This is a genomic window from Idiomarina sp. X4, assembly GCF_002808045.1.
Classification (GTDB): domain Bacteria; phylum Pseudomonadota; class Gammaproteobacteria; order Enterobacterales; family Alteromonadaceae; genus Idiomarina.
The window spans coordinates 846444-859126 of sequence record NZ_CP025000.1 but is presented as its reverse complement, the minus strand read 5'-3'; the positions used below and the strand labels follow the sequence as shown (position 1 = coordinate 859126).

Annotated in this window: 13 protein-coding genes; 10 read left to right on the top strand and 3 right to left on the bottom strand. The window is 49.4% G+C overall.

Annotated elements, in window-relative coordinates:
* Window positions 1–11: 11 nt before the first annotated feature.
* Both nudE and cysQ read left to right on the top strand, forming a co-directional pair.
* Complete coding sequence (gene nudE, locus CWC33_RS04105; protein ID WP_100690888.1) at window positions 12–572, top strand: ADP compounds hydrolase NudE; 561 nt, start codon at window positions 12–14, stop codon at window positions 570–572.
* Window positions 565–1377 (top strand): 3'(2'),5'-bisphosphate nucleotidase CysQ, encoded by an 813-nt coding sequence (gene cysQ, locus CWC33_RS04100; protein WP_088769041.1) that lies wholly within the window; start codon window positions 565–567, stop codon window positions 1375–1377. Before nudE ends, cysQ begins: the two co-directional genes overlap by 8 nt.
* On the opposite strand, the gene CWC33_RS04095 is transcribed toward cysQ, so the two are convergent.
* Both CWC33_RS04095 and CWC33_RS04090 read right to left on the bottom strand, forming a co-directional pair.
* The gene (locus tag CWC33_RS04095; protein ID WP_100690887.1) at window positions 1349–1585 is read right to left on the bottom strand and encodes a YheU family protein; all 237 of its coding nucleotides are present in this window, start codon (window positions 1583–1585) and stop codon (window positions 1349–1351) included. The two genes, cysQ and CWC33_RS04095, sit on opposite strands and share 29 nt — an antisense overlap.
* 12 nt (window positions 1586–1597) lie before the next feature.
* Window positions 1598–3511: an ATP-binding cassette domain-containing protein gene (locus tag CWC33_RS04090; protein WP_100690886.1), complete on the bottom strand. Its 1914-nt coding sequence runs from the start codon at window positions 3509–3511 to the stop codon at window positions 1598–1600.
* A gap of 57 nt (window positions 3512–3568) precedes the next feature.
* Between CWC33_RS04090 and CWC33_RS04085 the strand changes: the two genes are divergently transcribed.
* On the top strand, window positions 3569–3772 hold the full coding sequence (locus CWC33_RS04085) for a YheV family putative zinc ribbon protein (protein WP_053953135.1): 204 nt from the start codon (window positions 3569–3571) through the stop codon (window positions 3770–3772).
* Here the strand turns inward: CWC33_RS04085 and queG are convergent.
* Entirely contained in the window at window positions 3769–4896 is a 1128-nt protein-coding gene (gene queG / locus CWC33_RS04080) for a tRNA epoxyqueuosine(34) reductase QueG (RefSeq protein WP_100690885.1), read from the bottom strand. The genes CWC33_RS04085 and queG overlap by 4 nt on opposite strands.
* Window positions 4897–4910: 14 nt before the next feature.
* Between queG and CWC33_RS04075 the strand changes: the two genes are divergently transcribed.
* The 7 genes from CWC33_RS04075 (at window position 4911) to hflX (ending at window position 12681) form a co-directional block, all read left to right on the top strand.
* Complete coding sequence (locus CWC33_RS04075; RefSeq protein WP_100690884.1) at window positions 4911–6443, top strand: NAD(P)H-hydrate dehydratase; 1533 nt, start codon at window positions 4911–4913, stop codon at window positions 6441–6443.
* Window position 6444: 1 nt separating this feature from the next.
* Complete coding sequence (gene tsaE, locus CWC33_RS04070) at window positions 6445–6903, top strand: tRNA (adenosine(37)-N6)-threonylcarbamoyltransferase complex ATPase subunit type 1 TsaE (RefSeq protein ID WP_088769031.1); 459 nt, start codon at window positions 6445–6447, stop codon at window positions 6901–6903.
* The gene (locus CWC33_RS04065) at window positions 6900–8210 is read left to right on the top strand and encodes an N-acetylmuramoyl-L-alanine amidase (RefSeq protein ID WP_100690883.1); all 1311 of its coding nucleotides are present in this window, start codon (window positions 6900–6902) and stop codon (window positions 8208–8210) included. Before tsaE ends, CWC33_RS04065 begins: the two co-directional genes overlap by 4 nt.
* Window positions 8210–9988, top strand: coding sequence for a DNA mismatch repair endonuclease MutL (mutL, locus tag CWC33_RS04060; protein WP_100690882.1), 1779 nt, complete (start codon window positions 8210–8212; stop codon window positions 9986–9988). Before CWC33_RS04065 ends, mutL begins: the two co-directional genes overlap by 1 nt.
* Window positions 9975–10925, top strand: coding sequence for a tRNA (adenosine(37)-N6)-dimethylallyltransferase MiaA (miaA, locus tag CWC33_RS04055; protein ID WP_100690881.1), 951 nt, complete (start codon window positions 9975–9977; stop codon window positions 10923–10925). The genes mutL and miaA overlap by 14 nt, the downstream gene beginning before the upstream one ends.
* Window positions 10926–11102: 177 nt before the next feature.
* Window positions 11103–11360 carry an RNA chaperone Hfq gene (gene hfq / locus CWC33_RS04050; RefSeq protein WP_053953128.1) on the top strand — a complete coding sequence of 86 codons (258 nt, stop codon included), beginning with the start codon at window positions 11103–11105 and terminating at the stop codon, window positions 11358–11360.
* Window positions 11361–11388: 28 nt separating this feature from the next.
* On the top strand, window positions 11389–12681 hold the full coding sequence (hflX, locus tag CWC33_RS04045; RefSeq protein ID WP_088769023.1) for a ribosome rescue GTPase HflX: 1293 nt from the start codon (window positions 11389–11391) through the stop codon (window positions 12679–12681).
* Window positions 12682–12683 lie beyond the last annotated feature (2 nt).

Here is a 12683-nt window from a genome sequence, read left to right as displayed (position 1 = left end):
TGGATGGTTGTATGACAAAAAAGCAAGTCCCTCAAATTTTATCCCGTCGCGTGGTGGCGCAAAGTCGGCTGCTGCGCATTGAAGCGGTCGATTTAAAATTCAGTAATGGCGAACAGCGTCAGTTTGAACGCATGAAAGGCAGCGGTCGCGGCGCCGTTATGATTGTGCCCTGTCTGGACGACAAAACATTGCTGCTTATTCGCGAGTATGCGGCGGGCTCACACGATTATCAGCTCGGTTTCCCGAAAGGCTTGATTGACCCCGGCGAAACGCCGGAAGAAGCGGCGCAGAGAGAGTTAAAAGAAGAAGTTGGCTACGGTAGCCATAACCTCGAGTTTCTAACAGAAGTGTCGATGGCACCACAGTTTTTCTCCGCAAAAATGCATATCTTTGTCGCAACCGATCTCTATCCTGAGAGCTTGCCCGGTGATGAGCCTGAGCCTCTGGAAAAGGTCACTTGGTCGGTGGATGACGCCGATAATTTGTTAACTCAGCCAGACTTCACCGAAGCGCGCAGTGTCGCGGCATTATTGATGTTGCTAAGAAAACGAGGTCAGTCTGCCGATGCTTGAAACATTAAAATCGATTGCCAAAGAGGCCGGCGATGTCATCATGACCATGTACGAACGCCGCGACTACAAAACTTCTGAAAAGCGTGACGATTCGCCCGTTACTACGGCTGACATTGTTGCCAGTGAATTAATTGAAGATCGCTTGCGGCAGCACTTCCCGCACATTCCGGTATTGTCGGAAGAAAGCGACCATGAAAACTACAATGAACGCCGCAAGTGGCAATCTTACTTTCTTATCGACCCCATAGACGGGACCCAAGAGTTTATTGCGCGATCGGGCGACTTTGCGGTGAATATCGCCTATGTTTCGAATAATGAACCCGAAATGGGCGTTATTTTCTGGCCAGTCGGTGAGGCGTTGTATTATGCAGAGAAAGGTCAGGGGGCGTTTAAGGAAGACGCCGTTGAACGGCAAAAGATTTCAGTCCGTAAGCTGCAAAATCCAGAGTCTGACCCGCTCATTATTGCCATCAGCCGCCGTCAGGCACGGGAACCAGTGTTAAGCCGCATGCAAACCCAACGTGACCTTCAGCCACTGCCAACGGGCAGTTGCTCCTTAAAGTCATGCTTTATCGCCGAGGGCAAAGCGGACTGTTTTTTACGGCTGGGACCGACAGGGGAGTGGGATACAGCGGCCTCGCAAGTTATTGTCGGCGAAGCCGGCGGACGCATCGTGAATGAGAACTTTGAGCCAATTACCTACAACCGCACGGTCAGTTTACTGAACCCAAATTTCTTAGTATTGGGTGACCAAAGTGTGCCGTGGGAAGAGGTGTTTATTGCTCGTCGTCCGCGTTTCCGGTAACACTGTCTTTGGGCACAACGTCGACACTTTCATGCAACTCGGAATACACAATAACGGCTTCACCGCTTTTCACCTGCTCTTTGAGTTGCTCAACTTTGGTATCAAACGACATTTCTTGTGAGCCATAATCCGTCCCTTCTCGCAGTACCACCGACTCCAACAAGTTATTTAAGGTTTCTGTGTCGACGTCTTGCCATGGAATAATCATAAGTGCTCCTGTTTAGTCGTTCTCTGACTGCAGCGCTTCGGTCAGTTCTGCCAGTGACTCTTCTGCTTCCATCCAGGTTTCTTCTAATTCACTCAGCTCTTTCTGAGCGGCGGTTTGCTTGTCTAATAATGTTTGTAAGTCTGCTTTTCGATCGTCGTTATACAGGCTGTTGTCAGACAATTTGTCATGCAGTTCAGCAAGTTCGTTTTCTAAAACCTGTATGCGCTTTTCGGCTTTTTCAATAGTTTGACGCAGCGGTTTCGTCTTTTGGCGCATTTCCGCTTCTTTGCGTTTTTGCTCTTTGCGATTATCTCGCTGGCGACTTGGCGCGGTTTGCTCTGCTCGTTTGTCATTCGCGGCTCGCTCCTGTAGCCAGGCATGATACGCATCTAAATCACCATCGAAGGTTTCCGCTTTTTTATCGGCCACCAGACAAAATTCGTCGACTGTTGTGCGCAATAGGTGACGGTCGTGCGATACCACAATTAACGCGCCTTCGTACTCTTGCAAGGCCGCAACCAGAGCGTCGCGCAGCCCTAAATCTAAATGGTTGGTGGGCTCATCAAGCAGCAATAAGTTAGGTCGCTGATAAATAATGAGTGCCAACGCTAAACGCGCTTTTTCACCGCCGGACATTGGCTCAACCGGCCTTGTAGCATGGTCGCCGGAAAATCCAAAGCCACCTAAAAAGTCACGTAGTGCTTGCTCGCTGGCGTTGCTGTCCATGCGCTGTAAATGCAACAGCGCGGACGCGGACATATCCAGTGTTTCCAGCTGATGCTGAGCGAAATAACCAATCCGCAAGCCGGGGTTGGCAATGCGCTCACCGGACATCGGCGCAAGCTCACCAGCTAGTAGCTTAATTAACGTCGATTTACCTGCTCCGTTGCGGCCGAGAAGCCCCAGGCGAGTACCCGGCACCAAGTTCAGTTTGATGTGCTCAAGAATGGTGGTATCACCGTAACCCGCTTGTGCGTCGCGCAGTGTCAGCAATGGGTTCGGCAGCTTTTCCGGCTCCAGAAAGTGAAAGTCAATGCCACTTTCCGCACGCAGCGGAGCTTGCGTTGGCAGTTTTTCAATGGCTTTCAAGCGGCTTTGTGCCTGCTTAGCCTTGCTGGCTTTATAGCGAAAGCGGTCAACGTACTTCTGCAGGTGTTGGCGCATGACCTGCGCCTTTTCAAATTCACTTTGCTGCTGAGCCAGATGCTCGGCACGCTGACGTTCAAATTGAGAGTAATTGCCTTTGTAGGTGTTCAGTTTCTTATGCTCAATATGAACTATGTCAGTGGTCACAGAATCCAGGAAGTCGCGGTCGTGTGAAATAAGAATCAGAGTCCCTTCGTATTGCTTGAGCCAGCCTTCTAGCCAGAAAATAGCGTCAACGTCCAGGTGGTTAGTGGGTTCATCAAGCAGCATTAAATCAGCTCGAGCAATCAATGCCTGCGCCAGGTTTAGTCGCATACGCCAGCCACCGGAAAAGGCTTTTACGGGCTGCTGCAACTGCGACTGCGTAAAGCCTAGACCCGCCATCAGTGACGCGGTTCGCGCTTGTATATCGTAAGCGCCAATGGCGGCTAATTTGTCGTGGCAGTGCGCAATTTGCTCGCCGTTATTGGTGGCTTCTGCGTCTGCTAATTGTGATTCTAAGGCTCGATATTCGGTGTCACCGTCCATGACATAATCAATCGCGGCTTTTTCCAGTGCCGGTGTGTCCTGTGCCACGCTGGCGATGCGCCACTCTGAGGGTACGTGTAAGTCGCCTGTATCGGCATGGAGTTCGCCTTTCAGCATTGAGAACAGCGATGACTTCCCACAGCCGTTGCGACCGACTAAGCCAACTTTGTGTCCGGGGAATACTTGTAAGTCGCTGTCTTCAAATAAAACATCGCCACCACGCATGAGGCTGATGCTTTGCGCTCGAATCATAAATCACTCTGCGTTATCATTAACTACGTTGCAGCCAATTCTAACACAGGAGTTGTCGTGGCTAGACAAAAGAAACGATTTATCGCTGGTGCCGTTTGCCCGAAATGCGAGGCCATGGACACGCTCATGTTGTTCATTGAAAACGACATAGAGCAAGTGGAATGTGTGCAGTGCAAACATCGCTTTAGTGAACCAAAAGAGCAGGGCGGAGGCAGCGAGCGTCAATTTGATCAAGTTATTGGCGTGTTTAAGCCAGACTAAGCGTCTCGTGGCAGGCCTTTTTCTACTGCGCGAACCAATCGTTTCAGCTGTTTGGTGACTTCAGCAACGCCAGTTCGCTGGCGCTCCAGCGCCCAGTCGATATGCTCTTGCACCATATCGGTAACGCCTTCGGTTTTATTCTCGAGTGCTTCTATAATGGTAGCGTCTGAAGGCGCATTACCTAAAGCAACAGCCAAATTTCGCAACCAACACTCATAGCCTATGCGGCGAATAGGCGAGCCTTGTAAGTTGTCCAAAAACTGCTGTTCTGTCCAAGTCCATAATTCGAGTAACTGTGGTGAATGTAGTTCTTGCCTGGGGCTAAAGTCGTCTTCGTCGGTGAGTTGAGCGTAGCGGTTCCAGGGACAAATGAGCTGACAGTCATCACAGCCATAAATGCGGTTACCAATAAGAGGACGGAACTCTTCAGGAATGGCGCCGCGTAGCTCAATAGTTAAATAAGAAATACAGCGCCGCGCATCCAACTCATAAGGCGCGACAATGGCTTGAGTGGGGCAAATGGTCATACAGGCAGTACAGGTGCCGCAACCTTCTTCTACGGGTTCATCAACGGGCAGTGGCAGGTTGATAAGCAGCTCGCCTAAGAAAAACCAGGAACCGCTGTCGCGGTCTAAAATGAGGGTATGTTTTCCCGTCCAGCCTAAACCGGCCTTTTCGGCAAGAGGCCTTTCCATAATAGGCGCAGAGTCAACAAAAGGTCGAAAATCGGTACCGTAAAACTCAGCTTTTATTCGGTCTCCCAGTTGTTTTAAGCGTTTGCGCATAAGCTTGTGGTAGTCACGCCCTAATGCATAGCGGGAAATATACCCTTTGCTGCCGTCTTTTAGCGTCTTGGCGAAACCTGCTTCAACGGGTAGGTAGTTCATACGCACAGAAATAGCCCTGACCGAACCGGGATGTAACTCTGCCGGACGCGCCCGCAGCATGCCGTGGCGCTCCATAAAGTCCATTTCGCCGTGATAGCCATTGTCCAGCCACTGCTGTAAAGTGGCTTCATGTTTACTAAGATCTAAGTCAGTAATACCCACTTTTTGAAAGCCCAGCTCTGCGCCCCAACGCTTAATATCATTGGCCAGTTGCTGGTAGTTAATGGAATTGGACATGGTCAGGAGTAGCTATGACGGCAATTGATAACGTCAGTTTAGCACAACGCGTGTACACCGTGGAACAGGTGCAACAAGGCGAAGAGGCGGCCGCTGAAGCCTGCTCAATTAGCATGATGCAGCTGATGTCTGCAGCGGGCACGGCCGTGTTTAAGCAACTGCAAAACGACCTGAAAGCACCTGCTAAAATAGCGGTATGCTGCGGTGAGGGCAATAATGGCGGTGACGGCTATATTATCGCCCGCCTGGCGCGTGAAGCCGGCTATCAGGTAGACGTGTTTGCACTGTCGCCGGACAAGAGTATCTCTTCGAAAACAAACAGTAACGCAGAGCGCGCACGCTTAGCCTGGCGCGAAAACGGTGGCCAGGAAAAAGTCGTTCATGACTGCAACCCCCAGCATTATGACCTGATTGTTGACGCACTATTTGGTGTAGGACTTAACCGCGCTTTAGAGGGAACAGCGGCCGAGCTTGTACAAAACTTAAATGACGCTTCTGCAAAAGTCCTGGCTGTGGATGTGCCGTCGGGATTGAATGCGGATACAGGAACGGTGCCCGGAATTGCCGTTCGAGCCTACAAAACGGTGTGCTTAGTTGCGTATAAACGAGGGCTGTTGACCGGAAAAGCGAAGAATCATGTAGGGCAGTTGGTGCTGGAAGACCTAAGTATTGGGGAGACGTTTGCGAAGCAAAACAACGCTGGCTATATCAGAATGGCGGCTGAACACGTTATGAATCGACTGCCACTGCGACGCCCCTGTGAGCACAAAGGCGATAACGGTCATGCTCTTATTGTTGGTGGCCAACCGGGTATGTCCGGAGCGGTTGTGCTGGCAATGAAAGCCGCGCTGCGCTGCGGTGCAGGCAAAGTGTCGGTTGCTTGTCACTCCGAGGTTCAACCGGTTGTTGCTTCGGCACAGCCTGAAGCTATGGTACGTGCTGCCAATTCTCAGAAAGACCTCCAGGCATTAATGGAGCAAGCAAGTGTCATCGCTTTAGGTCCGGGCCTTGGGCAGAGTGAATGGTCGCACAAGATGTTTGAGTGGGTGACGAATTATTGCGAGCAGTCCGATAAGACATTGGTTATTGATGCCGACGGATTGAATATTTTGTCCTCTAAGCAATCCAAAATGAAGCTTGGGAAACGCGTCATACTGACCCCGCACCCTGGTGAAGCAGCTCGATTATTAAATACCGATGCAAATAAGGTAGAATCTGACCGCTTTGCAGCATTGAGCACTTTGCGCGATGCATACGAAGCGCAAATTTTATTAAAAGGTGCGGGCTCGTTAGTGACCAATGACCACGGGCAGTTTATTCTGGATGCTGGTAGTCCGGCAATGGCCAGTGGTGGTATGGGTGACTTGCTGACTGGCTTGGTAAGCGGCCTGGTTGCACAGGGTATGACTGAAGCGGATGCGGTTGTTGCCGCCGGTGTATGGCATGCCAGAGCTGGAGAATTAGCGGGTAATGAAGGTGAGCGCGGAACCTTAGCGTCGGACTTGTTGCCTTATATACGTCAATTAGTGAATGGAAAAATAGCGTAAAATGAGTGAGGTTTTCGAGCAAACACTGTCGAATGAAGAAGCCACGTTGGCATTGGCGAAACGCTTTGCAAATAGTATAAAAGAGCCCGTTGTCGTTTATCTGGAGGGCGAATTGGGGGCGGGTAAAACAGCATTTTGCCGTGGGGTTATTCAGGCGATGGGTCATGAAGGTGCAGTAAAGAGTCCAACCTATACCCTGGTAGAGCCATACCAGTTAAGCGGTTGGCGCATCCATCATTTCGACCTTTACCGGCTGGCCGATCCGGAAGAACTCGAATATATGGGCATTCGTGACTACTTTGCCGATGACACACTCAATTTTATTGAATGGCCGGAAAAAGGCGCAGGCTGGCTTCCGGACGCAGACATTGAAATTGCCTTAAGCTATTATGAGCAAGGCAGAAAAATAACTATAAATGCGCTAACTAACGCCGGAAAAAATATCGTTACATCATTATGATAAAAAAGTTTTGGGTTGTGCTTGTTGCCTTATGCTCGTTCAGTGTGTGGGCAGACAACAGTATTGAAAGTGTCCGGGTGTGGCCATCGCCGGACAAAACTCGTGTGGTTTTCGATTTATCGGAAACCCCTGATTACTCCTATTTCATGCTGAATCAGCAGAAACCCTATCGGTTAGTTATAGATTTTAATAATACCCAGTTGAAAGCCGGGTTAACTAACCTTGGCGAAGATTCTTTATTGGTGCGAAAAGTGCGTACCAGTAGCCCCAAGAGTAACCGCAGTAGTCGGATAGTCATTGAGCTGAATTCGAAAACAGAACCTAATCTATTTGTGCTTCCTGCGAACGATTCATACAAAGACCGCTTAGTCGTTGATCTTCCAGGTAAGTCAGTTGAACGAAGTGGTCCGGCAAAGTCGATTGATGAGCTGAAAGATCGCAAAGTGACTATCGCGATTGATGCCGGTCACGGTGGTGATGACCCGGGCTCGATTGGTCCTAGAGGTACTTACGAAAAGAATGTGGTAATTCGCATAGCAAGGGCGCTGGCAAAAATGATTAATGATGACCCGGGCATGCAAGCGTACCTGGTTCGCACGGGCGATTACTATATCGGCTTGAATGAGAGGCCGCAAAAGGCCTGGGACGCTAAAGCCGACTTCTTTGTATCGATTCATGCGGATGCCTTCAGAACGCCTCAGCCACGTGGTGGATCGGTTTGGGTGCTTTCTAAGCGCCGGGCTGATTCAGAAATAGGTCGTTGGCTTGAGAACCGTGAACAAGAGTCCGAGCTACTCGGTGGTGTGACAGACATTTTAAGTAAAAACAGCCACGAGCCTTACTTGGCCGAAACGCTTCTGGATATGTCGATGGACAGCTCTATTGCAGGGGCTTACAGCGCGGCCCGACATATTATTGACGAAATGTCAGCCATCACGGAAATGCATAAAACCAAACCTCAGGCTGCGAGTCTTGCTGTACTGAAATCACCGGATAAGCCGTCACTGTTGGTAGAGACTGGTTTTATTTCTAACCCGGATGAAGAACGCCTACTGACCAGTAACGCGCACCAGCAAAAGATGGCGCGCGCGCTTTACAACGGTATTCGTCGGTATTTTGTCAGTAATCCGATAGACAATACCTATTTGGCGAATCAAAACAACTTTACTTACACGGTCAAATCGGGCGATTCGTTGTCGGTTTTGGCTCAGCGCTACAACACGACAGTGAAAGCGATAAAAGCTGAAAATAGCTTACGAAGTAACGTCCTTAAAATTGGGCAAAAACTGACAATTCCGAGCCGTTAATGCCAATTCAACAGTTACCCATAGAACTCGCTAACCAAATTGCTGCCGGTGAGGTCGTTGAGCGTCCTTCATCGGTGGTGAAAGAATTAGTCGAAAATGCGTTAGACGCTGGCGCCGATGAACTTGTTTTAGACATAGAGAAAGGCGGCAGTAAGCGTATTCGCATTCGCGATAATGGTGGGGGCATTGTTCGCGATGAGCTGACGCTGGCGTTGAGTCGTCATGCGACCAGCAAGATCCAGTCGTTAGAAGACTTAGAGCGCATTGGCAGTTTAGGCTTTCGGGGGGAGGCGTTGGCCAGTATTAGCTCGGTATCACGATTGCGCTTAACCTCAAAGCCGGCGGAGCAAAGCGAGGCTTGGCAGGCGTGGACAGAAGGTCGCGACATGCAGGTTAATGTTGAGCCTGCCGCTCACCCTAATGGTACCACGGTCGATATTCAGGATTTATTTTTTAACACCCCCGCCCGGCGTAAGTTTTTGCGCACAGAAAAAACCGAGTTTAGCCACATTGACGAAGTAATAAAACGTATTGCGTTAAGTCGATTTGATGTGGCATTTCAGTTGACTCATAACGGCAAAACGTTGCGGCGGTATCCGAAAGCGGAGTCTCAAAAGCAACAGTTGCAGCGTGTTGCAAAAATTTGTGGCGGTCAGTTTGCTGAGCAGGCGTATCAGCTACAAAGTCCGGAAGGTGACTACAAGTTAAAGGGCTGGATGGTGGCGCCTGAACATTGCCGGTATCAGGGGGATGTGCAGCACTTCTTCGTTAATGGCCGTATGATGCGCGACAAGCTTTTAGCGCACGCTGTACGTCAGGCTTATGAAAAGTACCTGCCTGCTGAACGGGTACCAACGTATATTCTTTATTTCGAATTGCCAGCCGAACAAGTGGATGTGAATGTGCATCCGGCTAAACATGAAGTGCGCTTTCATTACCAACGTCAAGTGCACGATTTCATCCTGACTCAGGTTGAACGTGTATTACGCTCTTTAACCGAGGTGCCAACGAATAGTGCATCCGAGGGAGAACCAGCTGCTTTTCGCGACGACAGTTATGAAAGTGCGCGCGGTCATCAGTACCAGCCGGCCGATACGTCGGCAATGCGCGAAAGCAGTCGTTATTCTGTCGCCCCGCGAAGAGCGATGGGTTCCTTGCTGCCTAATGCCGTAAAAAGTGGGGTAGGAAACGCGTCGAGTCAGGCTGTATCGCCTTCCTTCGTAGCGAGTTCCGCAAGCCCTCATAAAACAAGCTCTTCGGCTGAAAGCTGGCGCTTACTGTCACTGTTTAATGGGTATCAGGCATTAATAAAAAACGCCAACTCATTGGCCTGGCTGAACATACAACAGGTACATTCCGTTTGCGCGCAGACGAGGCTGACCCAGCAAGTTGAGGGAGGGCTGTCCGGACAGCCGTTATTAGTGCCTGTGACGGTATCGGCAAAGGAATTCAAAACGCCGGTAAGTCAATGGCCGGAACAGCAGTTGAACCAACTGGGTGTTATGTACTACCGCCAAAAAGACACAATCGTCATAGAGCAAATGCCGGAAATGCTCCGTAGAGGCAATGTTGCACTGTTATTTAAGCAGCTACTGGAGCAGGTGTCAGAGAGCTCAGACGGCCAAGTCATAAAGTGGCTGACAGCCTTTGTAGCTAAAAATGAATACAGTACAACTGAGGCTGAGCATTGGCTAAATCAGTGGCAAGACCAACTGCACGCGTCTGCTACCTACCTCCAGCCTATCGATGTACCAGAGGGATATCATGCAAACCACTAATGCGGTGATTACCATTTACGGACCAACAGCCGCAGGAAAGACAGCTTTGTCTCTCGCGCTGTGCGAGAAACTCGACTGCGAAATTATTTCAGTCGACTCGGCGCTTATTTATCAAGGAATGGATATCGGTACGGCAAAACCAACCGCTGAGGAGCGTTCTAAAGTACCGCACCACCTTATCGACATCTGCGATCCGTCAGAAACATACTCAGCCGCAGACTTTCAGCGTGATGCACTACGTTTAGTTGATGATATTCAGGCCCGCGGAAAAGTCCCTTTGTTGGTCGGCGGCACTATGTTGTATTTCAAGGCATTGCTCGAAGGTTTGTCGCAGCTACCCGAGTCCAACGCTACCATTCGTGAAGCCCTGACCAAAAGAATGGAAGCCGACGGGCTTGCTGCTTTGCACGATAGGCTTAGAGAAATTGATCCGATAAGTGCTGAGCGAATTCATCCTAATGATCCTCAGCGAACCCTGCGTGCACTGGAAGTGTATGAGGTGAGCGGAAAAACGCTGACGGAGCTCACTAAAGAACGCTTTGGTCAATTGGATAAGCCCGTTTACCAGTTCGCAATTGCGCCTAAAGAGCGTGCCGTATTGCATCAGCGTATTGAGCAGCGCTTTGATCAAATGCTGTCAGAACCTTTTGAGGACGAAGTCAGAAAGCTGTTTGAGCGCGGCGATTTACATAAAGACTTGCCCTCAATTCGCAGTGTCGGTTATCGCCAAATGTGGCAATACTTACAAGGTGAGTTGACGTACGACGAAATGAGAGAGCGCGGCATTATTGCCACCCGACAACTTGCGAAACGTCAGCTAACGTGGCTGAACGGCTGGCCAGGCGTGACTTGGCTGGAAACAGACGACCCGCATATGAACGATAAAGTCGAGGCCATTTTAGCTCAACCTGCGCAAAAATTTCCTGGCCAGGATTGAAATTTTCGCAACCGCCCACAGATCCGATTAGCGAATAAATGAGTAATTTTTAACGTTTTTCTGGTTGCAAAAATTCTTTACTGGTCTAGTGTGTTTACAGGTGGTAGCAAATTGGCGGTGTTATCACTTTTTGTGTTTCGCATTGGATAATTAATAACGATAAAAAAGGAATCCAAGATGGCCAAGGGGCAAACTCTACAAGACCCGTTTTTAAATGCATTGCGCCGAGAGCGCATTCCGGTATCCATTTATTTGGTGAATGGTATTAAGCTGCAGGGTCAAATTGAATCATTTGATCAATTTGTCGTATTGCTGAAAAACACTGTTAGCCAAATGGTTTATAAGCACGCTATTTCGACTGTCGTCCCGGCCAGAATCCCTCAGAATTACTTACCTCAGCAAGCAGCTGAAGGCGTGGCTGAGTTCGACGATTAACTTTAAGAAAAGAGAGGTCTGATACAACTTGTTCGATAGGTATGAAGGTGGCGACTACGCAATTTTGGTTCATGTGGACTTTCCCACTGAAGTAAACCGAGAAGATCTCTCTGAACTTAAACTTTTAGCAAACTCTTCTGGTGTTGAGACGCGCGGTGTCATTACAACAAGCCGCGGTTCGCCAACGCCGAAATACTTTGTTGGTAGTGGTAAAGCGGAAGAAATAGCTGAGCAGGTGAAAGCGCTCGATGCCAACATTGTCATCTTTAATCATGCGTTGTCCCCAACGCAAGAGCGTAACCTTGAAGCAATTTGTAAGTGCCGCGTTCTGGACAGAACCGGGCTTATTCTCGATATATTTGCCCAACGTGCACGCACTCATGAAGGTAAACTTCAGGTTGAGCTGGCGCAGTTGCGGCATATTTCAACGCGCTTGGTTCGAGGTTGGACCCACCTTGAGAGACAAAAAGGCGGTATCGGCTTGCGAGGTCCGGGCGAAACGCAGTTAGAAACTGACCGACGCTTAATCCGCGGGCGCATTAAGAATATTTTGCGGCGTCTGGAAAAAGTTCAGAAGCAACGCGAGCAAGGACGCCGCGCGAGACAAAAGGCGGAAATTCCGACAGTGTCACTGGTTGGCTATACGAACGCGGGCAAATCAACACTGTTTAACCAGTTAACAGAAGCGGGCGTTTATGCCGCTGACCAATTGTTTGCGACGTTGGATCCCACGCTTCGTAAGCTCACTATCGAAGATGTTGGCGACTTGATTCTGGCGGATACGGTCGGTTTTATTCGACATTTACCGCATGACTTGGTCGCAGCTTTTAAGGCAACGCTGCAAGAAACGCAAGAAGCTGATTTGCTGTTACATGTTGTGGATGTCGCTGATGAGCAGCAGCAAAGCAACATTGATCAGGTAACCGAAGTTCTCGACGAAATTGACGCCGGAGATGTGCCACAGCTGATTATTTGTAATAAAATAGACCAAGTCGACGGGGCGAAGCCACGTATTGATTATGAAGATGATAAGCCTGTACGGGTTTGGGTCTCAGCTCAGGAAGGCATTGGTGTCGAACTGATTTTAGAGGCATTAACCCAGTTGTTGGGGCCTCAAATGATGGACGCGACCATAAAAATACCGCCGTCCATGGGCAAATTACGTGGTACATTGTACGAACTAAACAGTGTTACCTCTGAAGATGTTGACGAAAATGGGCAACTGGCGTTGCATGTACGTTTATCATCGGTAGACTGGCAGCGCCTTAAAAAACGATTTGATAAAAACTTGGATGAACTAATTGTCCAAAAACATAATTAATA